At 68.1% G+C, this 26,992-nt stretch carries 24 protein-coding genes and 2 tRNA genes; 8 read left to right on the top strand and 18 right to left on the bottom strand.

What is annotated here, in order from left to right; translation table 11 throughout:
• Positions 1 to 12 precede the first annotated feature (12 nt).
• A complete protein-coding gene (locus NR810_RS22585; RefSeq protein ID WP_257455325.1) occupies positions 13 to 1,344 on the top strand; it encodes a replication-associated recombination protein A in 1,332 nt (443 codons plus the stop codon).
• Here NR810_RS22585 and NR810_RS22580 read toward each other — a convergent pair.
• The 3 genes from NR810_RS22580 to NR810_RS22570 all read right to left on the bottom strand — a co-directional run bounded on the left by NR810_RS22580 (position 1,341) and on the right by NR810_RS22570 (position 5,410).
• Positions 1,341 to 2,810 (bottom strand): sigma-54-dependent transcriptional regulator, encoded by a 1,470-nt coding sequence (locus NR810_RS22580; RefSeq protein WP_257455324.1) that lies wholly within the window; start codon positions 2,808 to 2,810, stop codon positions 1,341 to 1,343. The two genes, NR810_RS22585 and NR810_RS22580, sit on opposite strands and share 4 nt — an antisense overlap.
• Positions 2,807 to 4,357: a response regulator gene (locus NR810_RS22575; protein ID WP_257455323.1), complete on the bottom strand. Its 1,551-nt coding sequence runs from the start codon at positions 4,355 to 4,357 to the stop codon at positions 2,807 to 2,809. The genes NR810_RS22580 and NR810_RS22575 overlap by 4 nt, the downstream gene beginning before the upstream one ends.
• A gap of 210 nt (positions 4,358 to 4,567) precedes the next feature.
• Positions 4,568 to 5,410 carry a diguanylate cyclase gene (locus tag NR810_RS22570; RefSeq protein ID WP_257455513.1) on the bottom strand — a complete coding sequence of 281 codons (843 nt, stop codon included), beginning with the start codon at positions 5,408 to 5,410 and terminating at the stop codon, positions 4,568 to 4,570.
• Between the two features lie 240 nt (positions 5,411 to 5,650).
• Here NR810_RS22570 and NR810_RS22565 point away from each other — a divergent pair, with 240 nt between their 5' ends.
• Together NR810_RS22565 and NR810_RS22560 are read left to right on the top strand one after the other, a co-directional pair.
• Complete coding sequence (locus NR810_RS22565) at positions 5,651 to 6,445, top strand: glycosyltransferase family 2 protein (protein WP_257455322.1); 795 nt, start codon at positions 5,651 to 5,653, stop codon at positions 6,443 to 6,445.
• Between the two features lie 4 nt (positions 6,446 to 6,449).
• Positions 6,450 to 7,316, top strand: coding sequence for a ChbG/HpnK family deacetylase (locus NR810_RS22560; protein ID WP_257455511.1), 867 nt, complete (start codon positions 6,450 to 6,452; stop codon positions 7,314 to 7,316).
• Here NR810_RS22560 and NR810_RS22555 read toward each other — a convergent pair.
• Positions 7,271 to 7,957 (bottom strand): class I SAM-dependent methyltransferase, encoded by a 687-nt coding sequence (locus tag NR810_RS22555; protein WP_257455320.1) that lies wholly within the window; start codon positions 7,955 to 7,957, stop codon positions 7,271 to 7,273. The genes NR810_RS22560 and NR810_RS22555 overlap by 46 nt on opposite strands.
• Positions 7,954 to 9,084, bottom strand: a complete 1,131-nt coding sequence (locus NR810_RS22550; protein ID WP_257455318.1) for a mannosyltransferase family protein — start codon at positions 9,082 to 9,084, stop codon at positions 7,954 to 7,956. Before NR810_RS22550 ends, NR810_RS22555 begins: the two co-directional genes overlap by 4 nt.
• A gap of 117 nt (positions 9,085 to 9,201) precedes the next feature.
• Between NR810_RS22550 and NR810_RS22545 the strand changes: the two genes are divergently transcribed.
• Positions 9,202 to 11,133: a CocE/NonD family hydrolase gene (locus NR810_RS22545; protein WP_257455317.1), complete on the top strand. Its 1,932-nt coding sequence runs from the start codon at positions 9,202 to 9,204 to the stop codon at positions 11,131 to 11,133.
• A 63-nt stretch (positions 11,134 to 11,196) separates the two neighbouring features.
• Here the strand turns inward: NR810_RS22545 and fadJ are convergent, their stop codons facing one another.
• The 5 genes from fadJ to hemE form a co-directional block, all read right to left on the bottom strand.
• Positions 11,197 to 13,437, bottom strand: coding sequence for a fatty acid oxidation complex subunit alpha FadJ (fadJ, locus tag NR810_RS22540; RefSeq protein ID WP_257455316.1), 2,241 nt, complete (start codon positions 13,435 to 13,437; stop codon positions 11,197 to 11,199).
• Positions 13,437 to 14,741, bottom strand: coding sequence for an acetyl-CoA C-acyltransferase FadI (fadI, locus tag NR810_RS22535; protein ID WP_257455315.1), 1,305 nt, complete (start codon positions 14,739 to 14,741; stop codon positions 13,437 to 13,439). Before fadI ends, fadJ begins: the two co-directional genes overlap by 1 nt.
• Before the next feature lie 122 nt (positions 14,742 to 14,863).
• Positions 14,864 to 15,433: a hypothetical protein gene (locus NR810_RS22530; protein ID WP_257455314.1), complete on the bottom strand. Its 570-nt coding sequence runs from the start codon at positions 15,431 to 15,433 to the stop codon at positions 14,864 to 14,866.
• A complete protein-coding gene (locus NR810_RS22525) occupies positions 15,433 to 15,993 on the bottom strand; it encodes a hypothetical protein (RefSeq protein WP_257455313.1) in 561 nt (186 codons plus the stop codon). Before NR810_RS22525 ends, NR810_RS22530 begins: the two co-directional genes overlap by 1 nt.
• An 82-nt stretch (positions 15,994 to 16,075) precedes the next feature.
• Positions 16,076 to 17,113, bottom strand: a complete 1,038-nt coding sequence (gene hemE, locus NR810_RS22520; protein WP_257455312.1) for a uroporphyrinogen decarboxylase — start codon at positions 17,111 to 17,113, stop codon at positions 16,076 to 16,078.
• A gap of 192 nt (positions 17,114 to 17,305) precedes the next feature.
• Between hemE and NR810_RS22515 the strand changes: the two genes are divergently transcribed.
• Together NR810_RS22515 and NR810_RS22510 are read left to right on the top strand one after the other, a co-directional pair.
• A tRNA-Val gene (locus NR810_RS22515) sits at positions 17,306 to 17,377 on the top strand.
• Positions 17,378 to 17,413: 36 nt separating this feature from the next.
• Positions 17,414 to 17,490, top strand: a tRNA-Asp gene (locus NR810_RS22510).
• 45 nt (positions 17,491 to 17,535) lie between these two features.
• Here NR810_RS22510 and NR810_RS22505 read toward each other — a convergent pair.
• Complete coding sequence (locus tag NR810_RS22505) at positions 17,536 to 18,072, bottom strand: N-terminal phage integrase SAM-like domain-containing protein (protein ID WP_257455311.1); 537 nt, start codon at positions 18,070 to 18,072, stop codon at positions 17,536 to 17,538.
• 123 nt (positions 18,073 to 18,195) lie between these two features.
• Positions 18,196 to 18,807 carry a hypothetical protein gene (locus NR810_RS22500; RefSeq protein WP_257455310.1) on the bottom strand — a complete coding sequence of 204 codons (612 nt, stop codon included), beginning with the start codon at positions 18,805 to 18,807 and terminating at the stop codon, positions 18,196 to 18,198.
• Between the two features lie 385 nt (positions 18,808 to 19,192).
• Between NR810_RS22500 and NR810_RS52615 the strand changes: the two genes are divergently transcribed.
• On the top strand, positions 19,193 to 19,486 hold the full coding sequence (locus tag NR810_RS52615) for a peptidoglycan-binding domain-containing protein (protein ID WP_257455309.1): 294 nt from the start codon (positions 19,193 to 19,195) through the stop codon (positions 19,484 to 19,486).
• 37 nt (positions 19,487 to 19,523) lie between these two features.
• Here NR810_RS52615 and NR810_RS22490 read toward each other — a convergent pair whose 3' ends face one another.
• The 3 genes from NR810_RS22490 to NR810_RS22480 all read right to left on the bottom strand — a co-directional run bounded on the left by NR810_RS22490 (position 19,524) and on the right by NR810_RS22480 (position 23,241).
• A complete protein-coding gene (locus NR810_RS22490) occupies positions 19,524 to 21,281 on the bottom strand; it encodes an ELWxxDGT repeat protein (RefSeq protein WP_257455307.1) in 1,758 nt (585 codons plus the stop codon).
• Between the two features lie 108 nt (positions 21,282 to 21,389).
• Positions 21,390 to 22,583, bottom strand: coding sequence for a sensor histidine kinase (locus NR810_RS22485; protein WP_257455306.1), 1,194 nt, complete (start codon positions 22,581 to 22,583; stop codon positions 21,390 to 21,392).
• Positions 22,555 to 23,241 carry a response regulator transcription factor gene (locus NR810_RS22480; RefSeq protein ID WP_257455304.1) on the bottom strand — a complete coding sequence of 229 codons (687 nt, stop codon included), beginning with the start codon at positions 23,239 to 23,241 and terminating at the stop codon, positions 22,555 to 22,557. The genes NR810_RS22485 and NR810_RS22480 overlap by 29 nt, the downstream gene beginning before the upstream one ends.
• A gap of 117 nt (positions 23,242 to 23,358) precedes the next feature.
• Here NR810_RS22480 and NR810_RS22475 point away from each other — a divergent pair, with 117 nt between their 5' ends.
• On the top strand, positions 23,359 to 24,132 hold the full coding sequence (locus tag NR810_RS22475) for an alpha/beta hydrolase (RefSeq protein ID WP_257455303.1): 774 nt from the start codon (positions 23,359 to 23,361) through the stop codon (positions 24,130 to 24,132).
• 46 nt (positions 24,133 to 24,178) lie between these two features.
• Here the strand turns inward: NR810_RS22475 and NR810_RS22470 are convergent, their stop codons facing one another.
• The 3 genes from NR810_RS22470 to NR810_RS22460 all read right to left on the bottom strand — a co-directional run bounded on the left by NR810_RS22470 (position 24,179) and on the right by NR810_RS22460 (position 26,979).
• Positions 24,179 to 25,057, bottom strand: coding sequence for an endonuclease/exonuclease/phosphatase family protein (locus tag NR810_RS22470; protein WP_257455301.1), 879 nt, complete (start codon positions 25,055 to 25,057; stop codon positions 24,179 to 24,181).
• Between the two features lie 704 nt (positions 25,058 to 25,761).
• The gene (locus tag NR810_RS22465) at positions 25,762 to 26,487 is read right to left on the bottom strand and encodes a hypothetical protein (protein WP_257455300.1); all 726 of its coding nucleotides are present in this window, start codon (positions 26,485 to 26,487) and stop codon (positions 25,762 to 25,764) included.
• Between the two features lie 174 nt (positions 26,488 to 26,661).
• The gene (locus NR810_RS22460) at positions 26,662 to 26,979 is read right to left on the bottom strand and encodes a hypothetical protein (RefSeq protein ID WP_257455299.1); all 318 of its coding nucleotides are present in this window, start codon (positions 26,977 to 26,979) and stop codon (positions 26,662 to 26,664) included.
• Positions 26,980 to 26,992 lie beyond the last annotated feature (13 nt).

Raw genomic sequence — 26,992 nt, 5'->3', positions numbered from 1 at the left:
CAGGATACCCCCATGGACCTCTTCGAGCATGCCAGCAAGAAGGACGAGGCGGCCCTGGCCCCTCTGGCGGAGCGGATGCGTCCCTCCCGGCTGGAGGAGTTCGTCGGCCAGGAGCACCTGACGGGCGAGGGGCGCTTCCTCCGCCGGGCCATCCAGCACGACCAGGTGCCCTCGCTCATCCTCTGGGGCCCCCCGGGGACGGGCAAGACGACGCTCGCCCACCTCATCGCCCGCTCCACGGGCGCCTCCTTCGAGTCGCTCTCCGCCGTGCTCTCCGGCGTGAAGGACATCCGCGAGACGGTGGCCCGCGCCCAGGAGCGTTGGCGGATGAACCGCCAGCGCACCATCCTCTTCGTGGATGAGATCCACCGCTTCAACAAGGCGCAGCAGGACGCGCTGCTGCCCCACGTGGAGAAGGGCACCGTCACCCTCATCGGCGCCACCACGGAGAACCCCTCCTTCGAGGTGAACGCCGCCCTGCTCTCCCGGGCCCGCGTCGTCACCCTGCGCGGATTGGAGGAGGAGGAGCTCGTGGCGCTGCTGCACCGGGCGGTGACGGACCCCAAGGGGCTGAATGGCAAGGTGCAGGTGGACGACGAGGCGCTCACCTTCATCGTCCAGGCGTCGGGAGGAGACGCGCGCAGGGCCCTCACCGCGCTGGAGGCGGCGGCGGCGCACGGCGGCACCCGGGTGGACAAGGCCATCGCCGAGGAGGCCCTGCAGCACAAGGCGCTCCTCTACGACAAGGGCGGCGAGGAGCACTACAACGTCGTCAGCGCCTTCATCAAATCCATGCGGGGCTCGGACGTGGACGCCGCGCTCTACTGGATGACGCGCATGCTGGAGGCCGGGGAGGACCCCGTCTTCATCTTCCGGCGCATGGTCATCTTCGCCTCGGAGGACATCGGCAACGCGGACCCGCGGGCGCTGGGCGTGGCGGTGGATGCGCTGCGGGCCTTCGAGCTGGTGGGCCTGCCCGAGGGCACCCTGCCCCTCACGCAGGCGGTGACGTACCTGGCGCTGGCGCCCAAGTCGAACGCCGTGCTCACCGCGTACGCCGAGGCGCGCACCGCCGTCACCGAGGGCGGACCCCTGCCCGTCCCCATGCACCTGCGCAACGCGCCCACGAAGATGATGAAGTCACTCGGGTACGGCGCCGGCTACAAGTACCCCCACAACTTCGAGGGCAACTACGTCCCCGAGGACTACCTCCCCGACGCCCTGCGCGGCCGGCGCTTCTACCAGCCCACGCACAACGGCTTCGAGCACGAGCTGGCCGAGCGGTACGAGGAGATCCAACGCCAGCTCGCGGGCCGTCCCCGCGAGCCGGGCGAGGAAGGCTAGGACGCCACCTCGAGGGTGTCGTCGTCATCCTTGCCGCGCTTCATGGAGCGGCCCCCCACCTCGTACTGCTTGAGCAGGCGGCGGAAGTTGGAGCGATCGACGCCCGCGGCGCGTGCGGCGCTGGAGACGTTGTGGTTGTTCCTCTCGAGCAGCGCGGTGAGGTAGCGCCGCTCGAAGGCACGCATGGCCAGCCGCTTCGCCTGGGCGTACGGCAGGTGCGCGAGGCTGAAGACCTCGACCTGGGCTCCGGCCTGGGGCGCGTCCTGGAAGCCCGGCGGCAGGTCATCCACGTCCAGCACTTCCTTGGACGTGAGGACGACGGCGCGCTCGATGACGTTCTCCAGCTCGCGCACGTTGCCCATCCACCGGTTGCAGGTGAGCGCCTCCATGGCGCGCGGCATGAAGCCCGTCACCCGCTTGCCCACCTTCCCCGAGTACAGCTTGAGGAAGTGGTGGGCCAGCAGCGGCACGTCCTCGGGACGGTCGCGCAGCGGCGGCAGATCGATGGTGATGACGTTGAGCCGGTAGAACAGGTCCTCTCGGAACTTGCCCTGCTCCTTGGCCCGGTTCAGGTCCACGTGCGTGGCGGCGATGACGCGCACGTCCACCTTCACCGGCTCGTTGGCGCCCACGCGCTTGACCTCGCCCTCCTGCAGCACGCGCAACAGGCGCACCTGGGTGGCGGGAGGCACGTCGCCAATCTCGTCGAGGAAGATGGTGCCGCCGTCCGCGGCCTCGAACAGGCCCTTCTTGTTCGAGGTGGCCCCGGTGAAGCTGCCCTTGATGTGACCGAAGAGCTCGCTCTCCAGCAGCGTGTCCGTCAGCGCCGAGCAGTTGACCGCCACGAAGGGCTTGTCCTTGCGCGCGCTGCGGTAGTGGATGGCGCGAGCCACCAGCTCCTTGCCCGTGCCGCTCTCGCCCTGGATGAGCACCGTGGCGGTGGAGTGGCTCACCGTCTCCACCAGCTTGAAGACGGCGCGCATCTGCGACGACTGGCCGATGAGCTCCTCGAACTGGTTGCGCGCGGTGAGCGCCTCCTCCAGCGCGCGGGCCCGGTCTCGCAGGGCCTTGCGCTCGGCGGCCTTGGCCACCGTCATGCTCACTTCGTCGATGTTCTCGAAGGGCTTGGTGAGGTAATCGTACGCGCCGGACTTCACCGCCTCCACCGCCGTCTCCACGGTGGCGAAGGCGGTCATCATGATGACCTCCACGTCCGGACGCGCCGCCTTGATGCCGCGCAGCAGGTCCATCCCGGACAGGTTGGGCATCTTGATGTCCAGGACGGCCACGTCGATGGACGGATCCTTCGCCGCGGTCAGTCCTTCCACGGCATCGTCGATGGAGACGACCTGGTAGCCCTCTCGGGTGAGGATGACCGTGACCGCCTTGAGGACGATCGGATCGTCATCCACGACCAGGATCTTGGCGCGCTTGGGAGCGGCGGTGGTGGACGGCTGCGGGTTCACGGCAACCTCTCGAGCTGCAGGGGGATGGGGATGAAGACGGTGAAGCGCGAACCCTCACCGAGCCGGGTGTCCACCTTGAAGATGCCGCCGTGGTCCTCGACGATGCGGTAGGCGATGGCCAGCCCCAGGCCCGTGCCCTGGCCGGGAGGCTTGGTGGTGAACGCCGGATCGAAGATGCGCGACAGGTAGCGCTCCTCGATGCCACTGCCCGAGTCGATGACCCGGAAGTAGCACCGGTCGCCATCGCGCCCCGTCTCCAGGGTCAGCACGCCCCCCGTGGAAGGCAGCGCGTGCAGCCCGTTCTGCAGCAGGTTGAGCATCACCTGCGACAGCTGGCCCGGGTCTCCGAACAGCTCCGGCAGATCCGACGCCAGCCTCAGCTCCATGCGCACCTTGGAGTACGACTTGAGCTGCGCCCCGAAGAGCACCGCCGAGTCCTCCGCGCACTTGTTGAGCTGGAAGGTGCGCCGGTCCTCCGTCTTGCTGTGGCGGCTGAACTTCAGGAGGCTCTCCACGATGCGCTTGCAGCGCAGCGCGCTCTCCTCGATGAGATCCAGCGACTCCATGTCGGAGGGGGTGCGCCCCTCGTCGCGCTTCATCAACTGCGCGAAGGCGAGGATGCCGCCCAGCGGGTTGTTGATTTCGTGCGCCACGCCACCGGCGAGCTGGCCCACCGCCGCCATCTTCTCCGTCTCGATGAGCCGGCGCGTCATCTCGCGCTCATCCGAGATGTCCCGGTAGGAGCACACGGCGCGCCCCTCACCCGTCAGCGGGTAGGCGGACATGGCGTAGGTGCGCCCACGCTGGGAGATCTCCGAGCGCGTGCCCTTGCCGCTCTGGAGCGCCTCGGGCAGAGGGCAGCCCTGGCAGGGTGTGTCCCGGTCGAACAGCAGCTTGTGGCAGCGCTGCTCGGCCTCCTCCTCGGACAACGGCTCCTTGAGCCGGTCGCCCGCCAGGTCGATGTACGCCCGGTTGGCCCGGCGCACGCCGTAGTCCTTGCGCACCACGGCCAGCGGCGTGTCCATGGAGTCGAACGATAGCTCCCACTCACGCTTGGCCTGGCTCAGCAGGTGCGTGCGCAGCGCCACGCGCGTCTCCAGCTCCGCGTTGAGCCGCCGCAGCTCCTCGTTCTGCTGCTGCGTCACCCGGAGCAGCCGCTCGTTCTCCGTCTGGAGCGCGTACTGCTCGAAGGCGCTCTTGACCGTGAGCACCAGGTGGCTGTCGTTCCACGGCTTGGAGATGAAACGGAAGATCTCCGACCGGTTGATCGCCTCCTCGATGGCCTGCTGGTCCGCCTGTCCGGTGAGCATGATGCGCTGGGCCCGTGGCACCTGCGCCTTCACCCGGCTGAGAAACTCCACGCCGTTCATGCCCGGCATGCGGAAGTCCGAGATGACCACCTCCGGAGTGAAGCGTTCGAGGGCCTTGAGGCCCTCCTCCGCATCGGAGGCCGTCTCGATCTGCCAATCGCCGCGACGGAGCACCCGCCGGATGGACTTCAGGATGTACTCCTCGTCGTCCACCAGCAGCAGCCGTCCGCGTGGCACCGCTCCTTGTGTCTGCGCCAGTTCCAGTGGCAACCTCGTCCCGGGTCCGAGACCCTCGCTTTTGCAATGACGCTGCCAACGTCCGCCACACCGCAAAGCCCATAGATACCGGGTGTTTCAGCACCCGGGGCTTTCGCCCACCCTGGGTCTCTTCATACCCCGACCCTGCAATCGGGTCAACGATGACCCAGATGCGAGACGTAGGGGAGACTAACGAGGAGTAGGATTGGCGAGGGGCGAGGGAGAGGAATGCACACAGATGCGATTCCGCCCTTCGCTCTTGGCACGGTAGAGCGCCTGGTCCGCGGAGCGCACGAGCTGCTCGGCGCTGTTGACGGCGTGGTGGGGGAAGGACGAGACGCCGACGGACGCGGTGACGCGCAACGTCCGCTGGGGACCGGTGAGCAGCAGGCCCAGCTCGCGCCACACGCGCTCGGCCACGGTGAGGGCACCGGCCAGCGGAGTGCGCGGCAGCAGGATGGCGAACTCCTCGCCTCCGTAGCGGGCGAGCAGGTCCGTCTCCCGCACGCTGCGCTGGAGGGCCGCCGCCACGTCGCACAGCACGATGTCGCCCACCTGGTGGCCGTGCTCGTCGTTGAAGGCCTTGAAGTGGTCCAGGTCGAGCAGGATGAGCGACAGCGGGTCGTCATAGCGCTGGGCGCGCCGGAACTCCTCGCGCAGCCGGTCCTGGAAGTAGCGGTGGTTGTGGACCTGGGTGAGGCCGTCGGTGATGGAGAGGCGCTCCAACGAGGCCACGCGGGCGACGAGCGCGTTGAAGCGCTGCCGCTCCTGGATGCAGCGTGCCATGCGCGCCATGAGCTCCTCCGGATCCACCGGGGTGCGCACCACCTCCGCGCCCAGCCGCAGCACGGCCAGCACCGCGGAGCGCTCGTCCGCGGGCACCAGCGCGATGACCGGGGGCCCCTTGCCCTCGTCGTCCTGAGCCATCAGGTGCTGCAAGAGCGCACGCGACGGCCCACCAGCGGGACCCAGGACGAGAAGAACCAGGTGGGCCTCGTCGATGCGACGCTGGGCCTCGGGACCAGCGGCCACCAACCTTACGGAAAAGCCCTCCTGCTCCAACGTGCTCGCCAGGTCCGCCTGTCGTCCGGGTAAGTCGTCCACCAGCAGAATGAGGCGCCTGTCTCCCACATCGACCCCCGAAAACCGAGGAAGCCAAGCTAGCACGCCCTGGTGACGCCCGCGACCGTTGGATTGCACGTGCCGGTCAATGTTTGATAGCAGCCGCATCCACTCCGCTCTGTCACGGCGACGCTCTGCCGAGGGTTCATCGTGGGCAAATCCCCCAGCATCAGCCTCTTCTTTCCGGCCTGGAACGAGGAGGACTACGTGGAGCGTGCGGTGTCGCGCGCCCAGACCGTGCTCTCCCGACTCACGGACGACTACGAAATCATCGTCGTCAACGATGCCTCCACGGACCGCACACAGGAAATCTGCGAGCAGCTGGCCGCGCGCATCCCACAGTTCCGCGTCATCACCCACCCCGTCAACCTGAAGCTGGGCGGGGCGATGCGCACGGGCCTGTCCGCGTCCACCAAGGACATCGTGGTGTACTCGGACATCGACCTGCCCTTCGACCTGAACGAGCTGGAGCGGGCGCTGCACCTGATGAAGTACCTGGAAGCGGACATGATCTGCGCCTTCCGGTTCGACCGCACCAGCGAGGGACCCAAGCGCATCGTCTACTCGTTCGCCTACAACACGCTCATCCGCACGCTGTTCGGTGTCCACGTCAAGGACATCAACTTCAGCTTCAAGGTGATGCACCGGCGGGTGCTGGAGGCGGTGGAGCTCAACAGCCAGGGCTCCTTCATCGACGCGGAGCTGGTGGTGAAGGCCATCAACCAGGGCTTCCGCGTGTTCCAGATGGGCGTGGACTACTTCCCGCGCACGCGCGGCATCTCCACGCTGTCCTCGCCCTCCGTCATCGTGAAGATGGTGCGCGAGCTGGTGAAGCTGTACCCGGAGACGAAGAAGCCGCAGGCCGCCAGGCGTCCGGTGCGGCTGCCGCCCTCGGTGGCGCCGTTGCACGGTGCGCAGCGCGAGCGGACGCGCGGCCACGGGTAGCACGGTGGGACGCGCCCCCACGCGCCTGGTCGTCAACGCGGACGACCTCGGGCTGCACCCGGCCCTGGACGCCGGCATCCTCCGGGCACACCGCGAGGGCATCGTCACCAGCGCCACGGTGCTGGTGAAGGGCCCCAGCGCCGCTCGAGCGGTGCCGAGCGCACGGGCCCAGGGGCTCGCCCTGGGTGTCCACCTGAGCCTCTCCACCCGGCTGCCCCCGGCGGCTCCCGCCTCGCACGTGCCCACGGTGGCCCCGGGAGGGCGGATGCGCGCGAGCTGGGCGGACTTCGCGCGGGCGTGGCTCACCGGACAGGTGCGCCGCGAGGAGGTGGAGCTGGAGCTGGCCGCGCAGCTGAGGCTCGCGCGGGAGCTGGGCGCGGAGGTGGACCATCTGGACGCACACCAGCACCTGCACCTGCTCCCGGGCGTGCGTCCGCTGGTGGAGGCCCTGGCCAAGCGCGAGGGACTGCCCCTGCGCTGGCCGGACCGGCTGCCCCGCGTCTCGTGGCTGCGGGCACCCGGGCCAGCGGTGAAGACGACGCTGCTGACGCTGCTGGCCCGCGCCGCACCGGGGCCAGTGCCCGGCGTGCGGCGGGTGAGCGCGGGCGGCGTCTTCGAGGCGGGCCAGCTCACCGAGGCGGCCCTGCTCTCCCTGCTGGAGTCGCTGCCACCGGGAGACTTCGAGCTCGGCTGCCACCCGGGCGAGGGCCGCCCCCACGTGCCGGAGGATCCGGCCTGGAGCTACGGCTGGCAGTCCGAGCTGGACGCGCTCACCAGCCCCAGGGTGTTGGCGCGCATCGAGCGGCTCGGAGTACGGCTGACCACCTACGGCGCGCTGGCCGCGGCCTCCCCGGCCGCCTCCGCCACATAGAGGATGTGGGGCGTGGAGTAGCCCGCCCCCAGCGCCACCGTCTCGCGCGGGGTGAAGCCGGTCTGGCGCAGCAGGGCCTCCACCGCGCCGCGGGACTGAAGCACCAGCGAGCCACCGGCCTTCGTCCGGCCGAGCAGCTTCACCATCACCACCTCCTGCGCGAGGCACTTGAGGTGCTTCCAGGTGCCATCCCCCTCGGCCTCCTTCACCAGGAGCCGCCCACCGGGGCGCAGCAGGCGACGGGCCTCGCGGAGGAAGCCGGGCCAGCGCTCCACCGGCAGCAGGTAGAGGACGTCGCTCACCACCACCGCGTCGAAGTGCCCGGGGAGCCGCGCGGCCAATGTCTCCACGGTGCCCACCTCGACCTTCACGTTGGACAGCCAGCCGGGTCCCTGGCGGGCCCACTCGATTTTGCGTGGGTCAGGATCGACCCCATGCACCATTCGCCGGGAATCGCTCAGGGCGAGAAGCCCGGAGAGCAGTCCATGACCGCATCCCACATCGGCCACGGTGCCACCGTGGGGCACACGGGCGGCGATGGCCTCGAGTGGCGCGGAGAAGGCACGAGCGTGGACGTGGAAGCGCTCGGCGGGGGGCAGCCGGGAGAAGAGCGAGAGGGCGGCGGAGATGGGCGCGTTCATGACACGTAGGCTCCCGCGCCGTAGGCGGCGGCGAGAGAGACGAGCAACACGGCACTGGTGGCGAGCACCCCCCAGCGTAGACGAGGCCGCTCGCGCAGCAACAGCGCGAGCGTGAGGAAGAGCGGAAAGGCGGCGAGCAGGTAGCGCCCCATGCCCATGAAGTCCTTGCTGGAGAGGGTGGGCATTCCGACCATGGCCGCGACATAGGCGCCGTAGCCCCAACCGAGCCGCTTCACGGTGGGCCACACCAGGGCGAGCGCCCCGAGGGAGAAGGCGGCATGCCCCACCAGCCGCAGCCCGTCCGCGAGTGTCATGGAGGAGCTGAAGCCCTGGAACCAGCGCACCTTGAGCCAGGTGCGCCAACCGGGCCGCTGGTCCCACCCCGGGGCGGACTGCACCTTGGCGAAGGCGAAGGGCTCGCCGAAGGCATGCCAGAGGTAGAGGACGTAGAGCACGAGCCCCAGGCCGGCGAGCACCGGGAGCGCGTCCCAGAGGGTCCACTTCTCGCCGCGCTGGTGCTTCCACTCGAGCCGGCGCGCGAGCAGCCCGAGCACCAGCGCCGGAGCCACCGGGCGTGCGGCGGTGGCCACCGCGCCCAGCAGCACCGCGGGTAGCAGCTGGCCGCGCTCGAGCAGGTAGAAGGCGCCCACCAGCAGCAGGAGGAAGAGCGCGTCCGAGTACATCGCCCCATAGAGGAAGAAGGCGAAGGGGTAGAAGACGAGCAGGAGCCCCGCGTCGCGTGCGGCCTCCTCTCCCTTCAGGTGGGAGGCCCAGCGGGTGAAGAGCAGCACGGCGGCCAGGCCACAGAGCACGGTGAGCAGCACGCCGGCGATGAAGGTGTCCACGCCCAGCGCGCCGAGCCCGCGGATGGCGAGCGGATAGGCGGGAAAGAAGGCCACCGAGCTCTGCTGGCCAGGGGTGTACCCGTATCCCTGGGTGGCGATCTCCGCGTACCAACCCGCGTCGAAACGCACCCAGCCCAGGAGCAGGGATGCGTTGGGCCAGGAGAGCCGCGCCGGGCTGTAGCTCTCGGGGAAGGAGCGCGCGGCCACCACCACGGCGAGGGTGCAGGCGAGCAGGGCGCCAGGCGCGGCGAGGGCGACGATGCGGGACGCGGAGCGGGGCATGGGCGCCCGGGGCATGGTCCAGAAACGATTCGGGGTCAAGCATCCCATCGGGCGCACGCGAGGCTTTCCGACCCCCGACCCTTCACGGAGAATGCCGCTCCCTCATCAGGAGAGTGCATGCACCTCACGTTCCGTAGCCTCGTGGTGCTCGTGTGCCTCGCGCTTGCCGGCCCGGCCCGGGCGCAGACCGCGAGACCCCAGCAACCCCATGGCGAATCGCCCGAGCGCGCCGAGTACATCCGCTCGAACTACACCAAGTTCGAGTACCGCATCCCGATGCGTGACGGCACGAGGCTGTTCACGTCCGTCTATGTCCCCAACGACGCAAGCCCCGGCAAGCGCTACCCGGTGCTGCTCGTGCGCACGCCCTACTCGGTGGCGCCGTACGGCCAGGACCGGTACGCGCGCAGGCTCGGGTCCACCGCGCAGTACGAGAAGGACGGCTTCATCTTCGCCTTCCAGGACGTACGGGGCCGCAACATGTCCGAGGGCGAGTTCGTCAACGTGCGCCCGCACCTCGCGAAGAAGAGCGGGCCCAAGGACATCGACGAGAGCACGGACACGTACGACACCATCGAGTGGCTGGTGAAGAACGTGCAGGGCAACAACGGCCGCGTGGGCCAGTGGGGCATCTCCTATCCGGGCTTCTACACGTCGGCGGGCGCCATCGACTCGCACCCGGCGCTCAAGGCGGTGTCGCCGCAGGCGCCCATCGCCGACTGGTTCTGGGACGACATGCACCGGCACGGCGCCTTCAACCTGGTGCTGGCGTTCAACTTCTTCTCCTCCTTCGGCAAGCCCCGCCCGGCCCCCACCTCCAGCGAGGACTGGAAGCGCTTCGAGCACGGCACGCCGGACGGCTACCAGTTCTTCCTCGACATGGGGCCGCTGAGCAACGCGGACACGCGCTACCTCAAGGGCGACATCGCCTTCTGGAAGGACATCATCGCGCACCCCAACTACGACGCGTTCTGGCAGTCGCGCAACCTCCTGCCGCACCTGAAGAACATCAAGGCCGCGGTGATGGTGGTGGGCGGCTGGTTCGACACCGAGGACCTGTACGGGCCGCTGCGCACCTACAGCGCCATCGAGAAGCAGAACCCGGGCATCGCCAACACGCTGGTCATGGGCCCGTGGCCGCACGGAGGCTGGACGCGCGGGGACAGCTCCGCGCTGGGTGACGCCGAGTTCGGCTTCCAGACGGGCGAACTCTACCAAGCACTGGAGCTCGCCTTCTTCAAGCACCACCTCAAGGGGGGAGAGAAGCCCAACCTGCCCGAGGCCCTGGTGTTCGAGACCGGGGCCAACCGCTGGCGGCGCTTCGACACGTGGCCGCCGAAGCAGGTGCGCGAGCAGAAGCTCTACTTCCAGCCGAAGGGCGGCCTCACCTTCTCGGCCCCCACGGCCAAGGAGGAGTCCTTCGACGAGTACGTGAGCGACCCGAACAAGCCGGTGCCCTACACGACGGAGATCACCACGGGCTGGACCAGGAACTACATGACCGAGGACCAGCGCTTCGCCGCGCGCCGGCCCGACGTGCTCGTGTACCAGACGGAGCCGCTGGAGAACGATCTCACGCTGGCCGGTCCGCTGGAGGCGGAGCTGTGGGTGTCCACCACGGCAACGGACGCGGACTGGGTGGTGAAGCTCGTCGACGTGAACCCGGGCAGGATGCCGGGCTTCTCGAGGGAGGACGAGGCGGCGGGAAGGAAGAACCGGGGAGGCCAGCAAACGCTGGTGCGCGGTGAGCCGTTCCGCGGCCGCTTCCGCGACAGCTACAGCGAGCCCAAGCCGTTCAAGCCGGGCGAGGTGACGAAGGTGCGCTTCGTCATCAACGACGTCTTCCACACCTTCGAGCGCGGGCACCGGGTGATGATCCAGGTGCAGTCGAGCTGGTTCCCGTTCATCGACCGGAACCCGCAGACCTTCGTGCCCAACATCTTCGAGGCGAAGGAGGAGGACTTCGTGCGCGCCTTCCACCGCGTCTACCGCTCGACGGCGCACCCGAGCTCGCTCAAGGTGAGCGTGCTGCCCGCGGCGGACGAGTGACGCGGGCCTGACACGGGCCGGAGGGCAGCAGGAGCGACTCCCCTGCCCTCCTGGCCTCCGGGGTCAGCGCGGGTAGAACGTCTTGCCCGCCTTCACCATGTCCACCAGGTACGGCGCGGGGGTGAAGCGCTCGCCGTACTTGTCCTGGTAGTGCTCCAGGCGGCGCAGCAGCTCGGCGGGGCCGATGCTGTCCGCGTAGCGGAAGGGGCCACCGAGGAACGGCGGGAAGCCGAGCCCGAAGATGGCGCCCACGTCGCCGTCACGCGCGCTGCGCAGGATGCCCTCGCCCAGGCAGCGCACGGCCTCGTTCACCATCTGGAGGGCGCAGCGCTCGGCCATCTCGCGCGAGTCGAACTGCTTGCGGTTCTTCCCGTGCGGCAGGAGCTCGTAGACGGAGACGTCCACCTCCTTCTTCTTCTTGCCGTCGTAGGTGTAGAAGCCCTTCTTGTTCTTGCGGCCCAGGCGGCCCTCGGACACGACCTTCTCCAGGGCCTTGGGCGCGGCCATGCGCTTGCCGAAGGCGGCCTCCATGATGGGGCCCACCTTCTGGGCCACGTCGATGCCCACCTCGTCCAGCAGGGTGATGGGGCCCACGGGGAAGCCGAACTCGACGAGCGCCTTGTCCAGCTCGGCGATGTCGGCGCCATCGGCCAGCAGGTACGCGGCCTCGTTCATGTACGGCGCGAGGATGCGCGAGGTGTAGAAGCCCGGCCCGTCGTTGACGACGATGACCGTCTTGCCCTGCTTCTTGCCCACCTCCACGCAGGTGGCCGTCACCCAGTCGGCGGTGCCCTTGTGGGTGATGATCTCCAGCAGCGGCATCTTGTTCACCGGGCTGAAGTAATGCATGCCGATGACCTGGGCGGGCCGGCGGGAGCCCTTGGCCAGCTCGGTGATGGGGATGCTGGAGGTGTTGGAGGCGAAGATGCAGTCCTCGCGGGTGACGGCCTCCACCTCGCCGATGATGCGGTGCTTGAGGGCCAGGTCCTCGAAGACGGCCTCGATGACCACGTCCGCGCTCTTGAAGCCCTCGTAGCCGGTGCCGCCGGTGACGAGCGCCATCTTCGAGGCCGCCTCACGCCACGTGAGCGAGCGCTTCTTCACCCGCTCATCGTAGATGCCCTGCACCTGCTTGAGGGCGCGGCCCACGCCGGCATCGTCCTTGTCCTTCACGCGCACCGGCACGCCCTGCAGCGCCGAGCTGACGTAGGCGATGCCGCCGCCCATCAGGCCGCCGCCGAGCACGGCCACCTTCTTCACCTCGCGCGGCTTCACGTCCGCGTTGGCGGTGCCGTTCTCCTTCTTGAGGGCGGTGGTGGCGAAGAAGATCTCCACCAGCCGCTTGGAGACGTCGGACACCACCAGCTCGCCGAAGAACCGGGCCTCGGCCTCCAGGCCCGCCGCGTGGCCGGACTCCACACCGATGCGGATGGCCTCCAGCGCCCGCTCCGGCGCCGGGTACTTGCCCCGCGTCTTCTTGCGCAGCTGCTTGCGCGCCTGATCGAAGAGGATCTTCCGGCCCACCGGGTTGTCCTCGAGCGCGACCTCGGCCCACAGCTCCTTGTTGGCCAACCCCGCCAGCAGCCCGCCCAGGCCCTTCTTGCCCTGCTGCGCCACCGCCTTGAGGCCCTGGCCGCGAGGACGCTCCACCTTGAGCATGCCCTCGGCCAGCTCGCGGGCGCGCCGCACGGCCACGGAGCGGAGGATGGGCGCGGGCACCACCTCGTCCACCAGGCCCAGCTTCCTGGCCTTGGAGGGCTTCACGTTCTTGCCGGTGAGGATGAGGTCCAACGCGGCCTGCACGCCGATGAGGGCCGGCAGCCGCTGGGTACCACCCGCGCCGGGGATGAGGCCGAGCTGCACCTCGGGCAGGCCGAGCGTCGTCTTCGGGCTGTCGGTGGCGATGCGGTAGTCACACGCGAGCGCCCACTCCAGGCCGCCGCCCAGACACGCGCCGTGGATGGCCGCCACCACCGGCTTGGGGAACGCGTCCAGCCTGTCGAAGCCCTGCTGCCCATGGCGCGAGGCGGCGGTGGCATCCGAGGCCGTCTTGAGGGTCTGGAGGAAGTCGATCTTCGCCCCGGCCACGAAGCCGTCCTTCTTGCCGGAGGTGAAGACGACCGCCTTCACCACGGGGTCCTTCTCCGCGCGTCCGAGCAGCTCGGCGAACGCCTCGCCCACGTCGGGGGAGAGCGTGTTCACCGACTCACCCGGCAGGTCGAAGGAGAGGATCGCGACGTTGTCCTCGACCTGGTAGGTGAAGCCCTGCTTCGCCTCGAGCACCTGTGCCTTCATCGCAGCCATCACGCACGCTCCAGGACCACCGCGGCACCCAGGCCACCGGCGGCGCAGACGGTGCACAGCACCGTGTTCTTGTTCTGACGCTTCAGCTCATGCAGGGCCTGGGTGACGATGCGTGCCCCCGTGGCCCCGAAGGGGTGACCGATGGAGATGGAGCCACCGGCCAGGTTGAGGCGCGTGCGGTCCACCTCCCCCACGGGCGCGCTCCAGCCGGCCTTCTGGGCGAACTCCTTGGAGGCCAGCGCCTGGATGTTGCTGGCCACCTGGGCGGCGAACGCCTCGTGCATCTCCACGATGTCGATGTCCGAGAGCTTCATCCCCGCACGCTGCAGCGCGATGGGAGCCGCGTAGGCCGGGCCCTGGAGGAGCTGGCCACCCGGGTCGGTGGCGGCATAGGCATGGGCGCGCAGGTAGCCGAGCGGCTCCAGACCGAGCGCCTTGGCCTTCTCCTCGCTCATCAGCAGCAGCGCGGCGGCGCCGTCGGTGAGCGGCGAGGCGTTGCCGGCGGTGATGGAGCCGTACTTGCGGTCGAACGCGGGCTTGAGCTGGGCGAGCGCCTCCAGGCTCGTGTCCTCGCGGACGATGTTGTCCTTCTGCGCCACCTTCTCGTACTTGGGCGGCACCACGACGTGCATCACCTGGGGGTCGAAGAAGCCGTCCTTCCAGGCGCGCGCGGCGTTCTGGTGCGAGGCGTACGCGATGCGGTCCTGCTCCTCGCGGGAGATGCCGTTCTCCTTGGCCATCTTCTCCGCGCTCTCGCCCATGGTGAGGCCGGTGGAGTACTCGGCGATGGCCGGAGGTACGGGGACCAGGTCGCGCGGCTTGAGCGCCTGGAAGGCCCTGAGCTTCTCCGTGAGGCTGCGGGCCCTGGAGGCGGCCACCAGCGCCTGGGCCAGCGGGCGGCTGGTGAAGATGGGCGCGTCCGACATGGACTCGGTGCCACCGGCGACGACCACGTCCGCCTCGCCCACCGCGATGGCGTTGGCCGCCGTCGTCATGGCCTGGATGGAGGTGGCGCAGGCACGCGCCACGGTGAAGGCCTCGATCTTCCGCGGCAGCCCCGCGGCGAGCACCACCTCGCGCGCGATGGACGGCGCGGTGAGCGTGGGGATGACCTGGCCGAACACCAGCTGGTCGATCTCCTGGGGATCGATGTCCGCGCGCTGCACCAGCTCCTGGACCACCATGCGGCCCAGGTCCAGCGCGGTGAGCTTCGCGAAGTCGGTTCCCGCCTTCACGAAGGGCGTCCGCAAACCGCGGACGATGGCCACCCTGCGGTGACCGTTGCGCTGCTTCTCGCGTGCCATGTGTGCCTCACCCTCCTGCAGAATGAGGCGCATCTAATGACCCGTGTCGCATCGCGTCAACGGGAGATTGACTCCAGAATCAACGTAAACAGGGCCCCTGGTTGCTCTCCCTCGGAGCGAGATCAGGGGGCCGTGCCCGGCTGTTGAGCAGCCGACTTTTCGAGGAGGAACTCCTCCAGGGGACGGAGCTCCGGAGCGGCCCAGAGCGAGGACACATCGGCCTGCTTGAGGCGCTCCAGCAGGGGCTCGGGGAAGGGCTGCCCACCCGCCTGCGCGAACAGCTCGGCGAGCACCCGGTTGGGCTCGTAGCGGCCCCGGATGAGCTGCTCGAACGAGGGGCTCACCGGAACCAGGGAGCGCAGCAGGGACTCGTCACGGAAGAGGAGCACGGCGACTTCGGGTGCGATCTGCAGGATCCGCCATTCACTCGGAGGCGCCACCCGCTCCAGAAGCAGTTGAACCCAACCGCGCTGCTCCGCCATCAGGTCTGGTGAGAGCGTGTCCGCATCGCGCACCACGATCACGGGCTCGCGCTGGTTCATGAGGATTTCCCGCGCCAGGGACGTGGCCCCACTCCCGCTCGTGGCCGCCCAGATCTTGATGGCACGATCACGCAGGAGGGGATGCCCGTCCAACAGACGCCGCATGAGCCCTCCTGCCACGAATCCCGAGGTCACGATGAACGCGCCCATCAGAAAACCCTCCTGTTTCTCCTGCCCAGCTCCGCGAACCCCATCTCCACCGCATGCCGCAGCTTCCTCCTCATTCCATCGAGGAGACGCTGTCCCCGGAGGGCCAGATCGATCTCCCCTCCCTCCCACAGCAGCACATCGGGTGGAGGCAGCATCTCCATCAGCGAGGAGGCGGCCTGCGAGACCTCACCCGTGCAGAACAACGCCCCGATGGTGGTTCGCGGCCGGCGCAGGATCTGCGACTTCAGCTTGACGATGGCCACGGTATCTACGGGTCTGGTCATGTCCTTGAACTCTACCAGACAGAACACCCCATCGAAATAGACCACCCCGTCGATCTGCTCCAGGAGGACCCCATCCCGGTAGACCCGGTACGGCCAGGTCACCTCGACGCCTTCCAACTGGAAGGCCCGCAGGATGAGGTACTCCAGCAGCACACCGGCGGGCCAATCGGCAGGCGCGACGCCCGCCCGAAGGCCCTCCCACAGCTCCATCAATTCGCGATGCTCAAGCGCGAGTACCCTGCGCTGGTACTCACCGCCCCTGCCCTCGTCCGTCACGGCGCCCGTCCCCTTCCCCAACACCTCACGCCACCCTACCGGGCGCCTCTGACATCCCCGGCTGACTCACGGGGTGACGCCATCAGGTGCCCTGGCGGAGCGCGACGCCGTGCTTGTGGACGGCGTCCACGAAGAACTTCGCGGCCTCCGGATCCGTGGGCGGGAGGATGCCGTGGCCGAGGTTGCAGATGTGCCCCACGGGGCCAGCACGGCGGAGGATGTCCACCACGCGCTGCTCCAGCTCCTCGCGAGGCAGGAACAGGTGGAGCGGATCCAGGTTGCCCTGCACGGCCACATCGGGGCCGAGGACGCGGCGGGCCTCGTCGATGGGCGTGCGCCAGTCCTGCCCGATGACGTCCGCGCCGGTGCGCTTGAGCAGCGGCAGGTGGTTGGACATGCCGGTGCCGAAGACGATGACGGGCACGCCCTTGGCCTGCACCTCCTTCACCATGCGCGTGAGGTACGGCAGACAGAAGCGCTCGTAGTCCCAGGGCGACAGCTCGCCGCCCCACGAGTCGAAGATCTGCACGATGCTCGCGCCCGCCTCCACCTGCATCAGCAGATAGGGGATGAGCGTATTCGTCAGCTTCTCGAAGAGGGTGTGGGCCAGCCTGGGCTGCTCGAAGAGGAGCCGCTTGATGAGGATGTAGCTCTTGGAGCCACCGCCCTCGACCATGTACGCGGCGAGGGTGAAGGGAGCGCCGGAGAAGCCGATGACGGGCACCGAGTCATTGAGGGCGCGCCGGGTGCGGCGGATGGCCTCGGCGACGAAGCCGGTGCCCTGGACGGGGTCGGGCACGGCGAGGCGCTCGATATCCGCGGCGGTGCGCACGGGGTTGGGGAAGTGAGGCCCCTTGTCCCCGAGCTCCAGTTCGATGCCCATGGCCTCCACGGGGATGAGGATGTCCGAGAAGATGATGGCGGCATCCACGCCCAGGCGGGTGATGGGCTGCACGGTCACCTCGGCGGCGAGGTCCGGGTTCTTGCACAGCTCGAGGAAGCCGATGTTGCCGCGGATGGCGCGGTACTCGGGCAGGTAGCGGCCGGCCTGGCGCATGAGCCACACCGGGGTGGTGTCGGTGGGCTGGCGGCGAGCGGCTCGGAGGAGGCGATCGTTCAAGGGGTGGGCTCCATGTGTGCCCCCTCTCGCTTGGGGAGCGGGCGGGAGGCGAGGGTTGTCAGGAGGAACCATCAGGGTCAACGCTCCTGTCAGGGGGCTGCGGAATGATCCGTCCGTTGGAAACGTATGCTTGACAGTGACGGTCGTGGTCGATACAAGGCCGCCCCGTCGCAACGCGGTGACGCAAGCGAGGGGCGGATAGCTCAGCGGTAGAGCGTCGCCCTTACAAGGCGAGGGTCACAGGTTCAATCCCTGTTCCGCCCAAGCAGCAGCTGTAGTAGGAGTGAAGAGCGGTGTCGTGGGGAGTTAGTTCAGTTGGTTAGAACGCCGGCCTGTCACGCCGGAGGCCACGGGTTCAAGTCCCGTACTCCTCGCCAAAAGAAGGGCCCGGAATCGCAAGGTTCCGGGCCCTTCGTCTTTTCTCACCCACCTTGTGGAGCTGGCCCCGGCGGAAGTCGATGTCCGGCCACTCCAGCGCGATGATCTCCCCGCTGAGCAGCCCACTTCAACAGCCGCTTGAACACCGTGAGGACGTTGTTCACCGTCTTGGTGGACAGGTCGCGTAGCTCCGCCTTGAGGTGCTGGAGGTCCTCGTTCGTCACCTCGTCGAGCCGCCGCTCGCCGAAGCGCGGCAGCAGGTAGAGCCGCAACGAGGACTCCTTGCTGGTGATGGTGCTGCTGGGCTTCTGCCGATTGGCCCTGGAGTCCCCGTCGATGAGCCTGGGGGCGAACTCCTTCAACGTCGGCACCTCCCTTTTCTTCTCCACGTCCACGACCCTGCGGCCCCGCGCGAGCAGCTCGGCCTGCCGCTGCTCACCCCACGCCTTCGCGCCCGACCAGGAGCCCACCGGCGCCTTCACGCGCTCGAGGTACGGCTCGCCATCGGGCCACTTGAACGTGATGTCCACCTCCCATCCGCTCTTGCCGCGCTTCTTGTACTCCCTGACCTTCACGCTCATCGACGGTCCACGGGGGTGGGGCGCATCCACTGGCTCAAGGGAGCTCGTCCCCGGCAGCTCGTCCGTGTTCACCCGGTACACCACCGCAGGGAGACCACCCGGAACGCCGAGGGGGCCGGCCTTCTAGAAGACGTCGCATTTGTGCTCGACTTTCAGCTTGCCCTTGGCATTGCCGGTGAAACGCAGACACCGATCATCGGTTTTGACGTCAATGCCTCCGACACCAAGGATGAAGCGATGCCTCGCCCACACGCGGGCCATTCCCTTGACGGTTTCCCCGCCCTTGGCCTCGACGCCGACGTACCGCCAGCCGGGGGTCTTGGTCTCCCCATCTCCCCTGCTGAACTTGGCGCTCGTCACCTTGCCCCCGGATGCACACCATTCGCCCACCACCCAGTAGGTGAAGAGAGTGTTGCCCGTCACCGCCTTGGCCTTGCCCTTGGCCTGTCCCTTCCAGCAGGCCTGGGCTCCGGCCTTGGCGTCGAGGGCCTCGATCTTTTCGACCTTCTCCTCTTCCACAGTCACCTCCGAGACCTCCATGCGGGTGTTGAAGTCGGCCTTCTCCTTGGCGTCGAGGGCCTCGAACGCCGCCTTCGGATCAGGGGCCTTGAGGACCTTCGAGACCGGATCCGCCGCGTCTGCCGGCTCGGGGGCGGGCTGGGCATTCGCACCCTCGTAGGCAGACACAGACACCAGTAAGGCTAACAACACGCTGGAAGTGCATTGGGCTCTCATGATGACTCCCGTCTTGAGAGGCGTGGCAATGTGTTGCAGGCATGCCAATCATCCGGCGTTCGTGGAGCATTTCCACGCGCCATCCCCCTCATCAATCGCAGGGTGAGCACCCTCGTGCATGCCGACACCCTCCAGGCCCGGTGCTACCCACTCGCTCGTGGAGGACTCCAGTCGTACCCGGACCTTCGGGCGCTTGATCAGCAGCACGCTCAATCCGTCTCGTCGCGTGCGCTCGTGCCTGAAGGGGATTGTGGTCAATCCCTGGTGCTCCCGAATCGCTCGTACCCCTTCCGCTTGCGGCACTTGCATCGCTGGCCCAGTGGATGCGACGCATCTCCCGCGCCATCGACTTGGTGCGATTCGTTCTGCTCGAGGTGGCGAGTATGTGGACATCCACTTCCAGAACAGGACGGTCCTCAACGTCACCGTCTGGCGCGGCTTCGATTTGTGGAAGTTCAAGGAGCAGGGCTGGGCGCACCGACCCTCGCTGTGTGTAGGCATGCAGAACCCCTGGGTCGGCGAGGCCCAGCGCCTGCTCAAGGACAAGGGTCTTGATGTTTCAGTCGACAACGACTGGAGGACCCAGACGGACAAGGCGGTACGTCAGTTTCAGACCTCCCGCCAACTCACGGTGGACGGGTGGATCGGCCCGGAGACCTGGAAGGCCCTGCTGAGCTGACAGGGCCAATGCCTTCCACCCATCCTCGCTCCGGTCTCTAATAGGTACCTTCCTTCGGGCGAGGGCGATGGCCACGGCGCTTCGCGAGCACCGCCATCACCAGCAGTCCCGCCAGGGGGAGCGCGTCCGACGGCAGCGCCCCGCAGCCAACCTCGTTGGGATGGAGGTGGACTTCCGGAGGCTGCTCGTCGCCGCCGGGCCCCAGGTCACCCGCGTCCGGTGCACTGCCCCCATCCGGTGCGCCGCCCGCGTCCGGCTCCTGTGGACATGGGTTCGGCCCCGCGGAACGCGAGGTGTCGGGTTCGTCCGGAGGGGTCGCGCCAGGCAGGGGGAGCGCCCAGAGCTCGCGGCTCACCGAATCACCCGCGGTGAAGTAGAGGGTGTTGCCGGCGCGCACGAAGTCACCGGGATTGGAGGACTCGGCACCCGGGAAGACATCGGCCACCAGCGCGGTGCCCTCGACGGTCCCGTCGGACATCCACAGCTCGGTGCCCGTATCGGGGGCCGTGGCGCTGAACAGGAATCCTCCCGACTCCAAGGGATGGAGACGCTGCCAGGGCACGCCCCAGCCCGTCCCCGGCACCAGCTCCTTGAAGAGCCGGGTGGTCTCCGCGGTGCCCTCGCTCCGCCACAGCTCCATGCCGGTGCTCTTCTCGAGGGCGGTGAAATACAGCGCGCCATCGAGGACGATCGGGCAGTTCATGCCCGAGTCCTCCGGGCCCGGGTTGATGTCCTTGACGAGCCAGGTGCCCTCGGGCGTGCCGTCCGAGCGCCACAGCTCGCTGCCCGTGCCCTCCTGGTAGGCGGAGAAATAGAGCGCCCCGCCCATGGACGTGACACACGAGATGACCGAGTGCCCGGGGCCGGGGTTGATGTCCGTCACCCGCCGGGTGCCCTCGAGGCTGCCGTCCGAGCGCCACAGCTCGGTGCCCGTGCTCTCCTGGTAGGCCATGAAATAGAGCACCCCGTCCACCACCTTGAGTTGGGAGACGTCCCGCCACAAGGGAGGGCCCGCGATGCGCCAGGTGCCCTCGGGAGTGCCATCCGAGCGCCACAGCTCACTCTGCCCGAAGTTGCCATTCGCGGCGAAGTAGATGACCCCGTCCATGGCAACAAACGTGGAGGAGGCCTGGTTGGCGACGCGGATGTAGAGGTCGCGGATGAACGAGGTGCCCTCGGGGGTGCCGTCCGAGCGCCACAGCCCCTCCAGGTTGGTCGAGGAGGAATCGCCGCCCTTCGCTCTGAAGTAGACGACGTCCCCAACGTTCTTCAGGCCGGTGGGAGACGAGTCCGAGTATTCGTAGCCATGGGGGCTTTCTGAAGAGGGGGGCCGGCCGGGGTTGATGTCCTTGACGAGACAGGTGCCCTCGGGGGAGCCATCCGAGCGCCACAGTTCCTGGCCGAGGACGTGGATGTTTCCATCGGACGCCCGGCCCAGGGTCCGGGCGTTGAAGAGGAGCACCCCATCCAGCGCGGCCAGGTGTTGAGGATTGGAGGACTCCGGGCCCGGAAAGACGTCGCGCACGCGCCGCGTCCCCGCGGGAGTGCCGTCCGTCGTCCACAGCTCTCGTTGCCCCTCTGTCGTGGCGGCGAAGAACAGCTTTCCCCCCACGGCGGTGAGCTCGCGGGGATTGGAGCGCGGCTCACCGGGGTCCAACTTGAGAGGGGGGCCAAACCGAGAACTCTCGCCGAGCGCCCGGGTCGTATCGTTCGAGGGAGACGGCGCGACCCAGCCAACGGACAGCGAGAGGAACAGCCCGAGCACGCCTGCTCGGTAGATAAAGGGAGGACGCATGAGAACTCCTCTCACAACCCGCGTCCGGCCCCGCAGTTGGGCAAATGCTAACACGGTCGCCAACTGCTCGCCCAAGAAACTCCACCTCCCGCGCGAGCGCTCCGGCCTCTACCGTTCCCAGGTCAGCCGCACCCGCGTGCCATGGGGCTCCAATGTGTCGATGGCGATTCCCCACGAGAACCGTCGGGCGAGCCGCTCCACCAGGGAGAGTCCAATGCCAAAGCCCTCCTGCCCCGGCTCGACCGAGCCGAAGCCGACGCCGGTGTCGGAGAGGGTCCACGCCGTGGGCTCGATGCCGATGACGATGCGCCCCTCGCTCGTGTAGGCGAGGGCGTTCTTGAGGAGGTTTCCCAGCATCACCCGGGCCACGGGCGCTGGGAGGGGGGCCAGGACTTCCCCCTCGGACTCGATGGAGAGCTCGACGCCGTCGCTCTGGCGCAGGTGCTCGTACAGCGCGACCAGCTCACGTGAGACTCGGAGCAGCTCGCAGCGCTCCTCGGAGCGGCGCTCCCGCGCCAACCAGAGGATGCCCTCCGTCAGCAGGCCCATCTGGTTCACGGCCTGGCGAAGGCGGCGGAACGTCTCCGCGTCTCGTGGTGGGTCGAGCTCCAGAATCTCCACCGCCCCCTGGGCCACGGCCAGGGGCGTGCGCAGCTCGTGGCTCGCGTCGCGGTTGAACCGCCGCTCGCGCTCCAGCAACTCCTGGATACGCTCGTCCCGCGTTCGCAGCGCGTCGAGCAGCGCGCGCACCTCGGCCACTCCGCCATCGTCCTCGGGGAGCGCTCCGTCCTCTTCCCGCAGCCGTTCCACGAGTTGCTCCAGCGGCCGACCGAGGCGGCGGGCCACGACGTGGCCGAGCAGCGCGGCGGCCAGCAGCGCCAGCAGCGCGCTGGTGAGGAGCAGGCCGGCCGTCCGCCGGAGCTGGGACGTAGTGCTCGTCAGTGCGGACACGTCGAACGCGACATACCGGGGGTTCCCGTTCGCCTCGCCAGGGCGCACCGCGACGTGGAAGTGTCCGTGGCCCTTGGTGGGAACCTCGTATTCGCCCTGGGACGCATCCTCCGCCAGCCGCTCTCTCAGCCAGGGAGGCAGCGAGGCATGGCCGGAATACGTGGTGATTCCCGGCATAGGCCCCGGCTCGGGCCGGTCCGCCTCGGCGGCGACGAGCCGGTTGAAGATGACGTCCTCGAGGTCATAGCTGAAGAGCGTGAAGAACGCGCCCATGAGCAGCAGCGCGAACGCCGCGGAGAGCCACATGGAGCGGAGCAGGAGCTCACGGACCGGTCTGGCACCTGCGCGCATCCAGGCTGTACCCCTCGTTTCGCCGCGTGGTGATGGCATGGTCGATTCCCAGCCCGGCGAGCGCCTTCCGCAGGGCGTAGACGTGGGTGCGTAGCGCGCTCGAGTCCGGCACGTCCTCACCCCAGAGCCGCTCCGCCAGCGTCTCCGTGGAGACGGCGGCGGGCGCGGCCTCCATCAGGAGCCGCAGGATGAGGGCCTCGGTGCGATGGAGCCGGACGGTGCGCTCGCCCCAGCGCAGCTGTCCGCTCTCGGGCTCCAGTGCGAGTCCTCCCAAGGTCAGTCGCCGCCCGCTCGGGGGAATGGGCCGGCGTGCCAGCGCGTCCAGGCGCCAGCGCAGCTCCCGGAGCGAGAACGGCTTGACGAGGTAGTCATCCGCGCCCGCCTGGAAGCCCTCTTGCTTGTCCTCGAGCGTGTCCCGGGCCGTCAGCATGAGGATGGGAACGAGCCGTGGTGCGAGCTGCCGGTAACGCTCGCACACCTCGATGCCGCTCATGCCGGGCAGCATCAGGTCGAGCACGATGACGTCGTAGGCGTTGGCCAGTGCGAGCGCGAGCCCCTGGGGGCCGGTGGCCGCGAAGTCCAGGAGGAAGTCCGGCTCCAGGAACCGGGCGATGTTGGCCTGGAGGTCACGATTGTCCTCGACGATGAGCACGCGCATGGAGGGAGCGGAGGATGGTACCAGCGGCCGTGTCAAACGAGTGTCAACGCGTGATTGACACGGGTTTGACCTGTGCGCTGGCAGTGTGGGTGCCCTCTCTCGAGGAGGAGTACCGCGATGACGCGCTTCCTGTTGCTGGGTCTCTGGCTCCTGTCCACTTCCGTGGCCCATGCCGCCCGCCCCCCCGTGCCGATGGAGGTCCAGGCAGAGGATGGGGAACGAATTCCCGTCCTGGTGCTGGAACCGGAAGGGGACGCCGCGAATCCGCCCGTGGCCGTCCTCCTGCACGGCCTCACCCGAAACAAGGAGGACTGGCTGTCCGATACCGCTCCCACGTATGGCGGGGCGCTGACGGAGCACCTGTTGCGCTCCGGCTACCGGGTCTACCTCATGGACGCGAGGCGGCACGGGGCACGGGCGACTCCCGACGCGCGGCCCGGCAACCTCGCGAAGCGGGCGCACAGCGGGGACACCGCGCCCTATCAGGCGATGATCGTGGACACCGTGCGCGATGCGCGGGCGCTCCTCGCGCGGGTGCTGGCCAAGGGCAGGCCACCGCGGGTGCTCGTCGCGGGTTACAGCATGGGCGCCCAGGTGGGGCTCCTGCTGGCCTCACGCGAGCCACGAGTCACGCATCTGGTGACGATGGTGCCACCGCACGTCGACCCCGTGCTGGGCGACGCCGCGCCAGTGAACCGGATGGGCGGGATTCATCAGTCCTGGCTGCTGCTGACCGCGACGCGCGACCCGTTCTCCACGGCGGAGAACAGCCAGGCGCTGTTCGAGGCCGCGCCTTCCAAGCACAAGGCGCGCAAGGCCTTCGACAGTGGGCACGCCTTGCCGCGCGAGTACCTCGACGAGGTGCGCCGCTGGTTGAGCGAGACGCGATAGCCCCCACCTGGCATGCAGGCAGAAGCCCTCCAGGCCCTTCGTCTTTTCAGGCGCGCAGCAGCCGCGCGGCGATCGGCAGGTGATCGGAGGGCTCGGTCTCCGACGGCATCGGCGTCCGGTCGTCCAGCTCCGGCAACCGGACCGGCTGCGCTCGCAGCGCGCGCGAGTGGAAGAGGAAGTCGATCGCCTTGGGCCTGCCGTTCGCGTTGCAGGTCGGCTGGTGCCGCCCCTCGTAGGCATCGAGCAGCCCGGCCTCCGCGAACGCTCGGACCAGCGGCTCCCCGGGCTGCGCGTTGAAGTCGCCGCACACGACCCACAGGGCCTCCGGCTCCCTCCGGACCAGCTCCTCGAGCAGCTCGGCCGCCTCCTGCATCCCCTGGTGCTGCTCCACGGGCCTGTCCGGCCGATCCCAGCGCAGGTGCGTGCACGCCATGCGCAGCCGGTCCCCTCCGACGTCGAAGTCCACGACCAGCGCCAGGTGCCCGGAGATGCGCCCGTCCTCCAGCCGGTCCTTGAAGTAATGGGCCCGGTGGCCCAGGCAATGCCCCAGGCGGTGGAACACCGCGCAGCCATCGGGCCGGCCCTGCTGCTTCAAAGCCAGCACGCCCGCGTACCCGCGCGGCTCCAGCGCCCTCTTGAGCGCGGCGAAGCTGGCGGGCTCCACCTCCTGCAGGCAGACGATGTCCGCATCCAACCCCACGATCCGGCCGGCCAGCGCCTCCTGGCGCCTCCGCGGCCGAAGGAGGTCCGCGGGCGTGTGCGGGAACCACTCGGGCTTGACGTAGGCGTCCGCCAGGATGTTGTACGAGGCAATTCGCAGATCCACCGTCATCGGCGGAAGTATAGGCGGACTGAGCGGCTGGGAGTTGTCAGCGGTGGCTGAGCCAGCGCGGCCCGCCACCCAGCCCGAGCTGGGCGCGCGCATCCTCGTCCCGTCCAGAGGGGGCGGCGAGCCGTTACGAGCGTGCTCTTCGGAAAGGTCGTACGCACCATGGGCGAGGGAACCGGCTTCGCTCCGTGCGCCCTGCTGTCACAAGCCTTTTGGGACAATGCTACCCGTCAGCAACCCAGGAAAGGTTTCTCCGGCGGGCCTTCGCGACGAGCAATGTAGGCGCAGGCTCAATTCAGCAGTCGAGCCGAACGAGGATGACCTTCTCACGGCCAAGGGCCTGCGCTGCACCCTGGAGGGGGGTTATGTAGACCGTGGACCGGTCCGCCGATAGCTCAACGCTTCGCGCCCAGATGGGCTCGCCCTGCTTGTGTGAGACGACGAAGGAGCAGGCCTGGCGCCGCTGATGCTCCACCTCATTCGGATTGGCAGGATCCTTGGACCCGGTCCCCCCCATGGCGACCTCCCCCGTATCGTGTAATGGCTCCACGCCAGCATTACCAGAGCCGCCAAATGCCGCCTCGTTCCTTGTAATGTAGTTCTTGCATTTGGAGTCGAACATCACTGACTCCCAGTCGTTGAGCACCGTAGTCCTGGTTTCGTCACAGGAAAGAGCAATGGCGACACCGGTCTTGTCGATAGAGACGACTCTGCCCTTCTGTACTCCGGTCGAGGTTCGAACGGAGTCGGCCCACGCCGCACCAACTGGTGCCAGAGTGCCGAGCCAGAACAAACAGGCGCTAAGGATACGTCGTCTGGAGAATCTTGATGGTGTCATTGCTCACCCAGAAGAGGATGGGACGGAAGTCATCCTCCCGTCCGGGGGTTGCATTCTCTGCATCGGAGTGCGGGGTGAAGACGACCATGAAGTCGTCCCCTGAGAACAAGAGACGGGTTTGCTCGTTGGCAATTCGAAGTTCCTGAGCTACTGACACATTCAGACCATCGAGAGCCACGATGCGGGGAAGCATGCTCGTCTTGTCGTACATATCGCGGCGCGCAGAGAGGTATCCTGTCCAGAACGCAAGCCATCCAGAGGCAGCGATGATTACCAGGATGCTGATATAGGCGAGCAGCTTCCGCAGAGTGCTTTTCTTGGAGGAGCCGACGCCAAAAAAGGCGACGATTCCAAGTGAAGCCACGTACGGAAGAAGCAGCAAGGGCTGCTCCACGACGGTCGTGAGTCCACGGATGATGAAGTGGGTGGGAGGCAGATCTAGAGACTGGTACCGGACGCCGAACGTTCCGTAATAGGCGCGCGTCGATACAAGTCCAACCAACAGGACCAGCAGTCCGATGAGAAGCAACTCTTCCTTGATGACCCCTGCCGCAACCTCCTTGGCGGAGGGCTCAGTGGGAACCTGCACAGGGGCGGAAGGTGGCGCTGGCTGGTGGCCAGTTACCGGAGTCGTTGCCTGACTAGCTTGCTCAGCAGAGACTTTGATTTCCGACTCGGGCTGCTCCATCTGGAGCCCTCCTCGGCATGCAAGGTGCCACGCAAATGTCAGGTTGGCAGCATCCAACCCAGCAACATCGTTCTGGATGTATTACTCAGACAAACCTTCATGGGAGGTCAGAAACATCCCTGTCTTCAGGTGCTCACAATGCAGAGTAATTACGTGCGTCGGAATTTTGTTCAATCATTTCGTGTCTGCTCGGTTGGTCTGTAAGTCCTCGCCCAAGGCCGTGGTGACGTAACCCACAGGCCCGAGGCGCTCCTGCTCCGCCTCGACGAGGCCGCCCTCCTCCTCGGCGAACCAGCGCGGTACCAGCGCCTTGCCAAATGGTGAAGGACTGCGAGACGTGGGAGTAAGCAGCGCCGCGCCGCGCGCCCCGTAGCGGCACAGCCGTTCCAGCCCCTGCCTGTCGTTGGCAGGGCCTTGCTTCAGGAACCTGGCGCGTGTCCCGCTCCACGTACCGGCGCAGGCCTTGGCCCAGCGAGCAAGCCTTTGCCACATGGGTCGCTCCACC

It is taken from the genome of Archangium lipolyticum, from assembly GCF_024623785.1.
GTDB classification, from domain to species: domain Bacteria; phylum Myxococcota; class Myxococcia; order Myxococcales; family Myxococcaceae; genus Archangium; species Archangium lipolyticum.
This window is presented reverse-complemented; position numbering and strand designations above follow the sequence as displayed.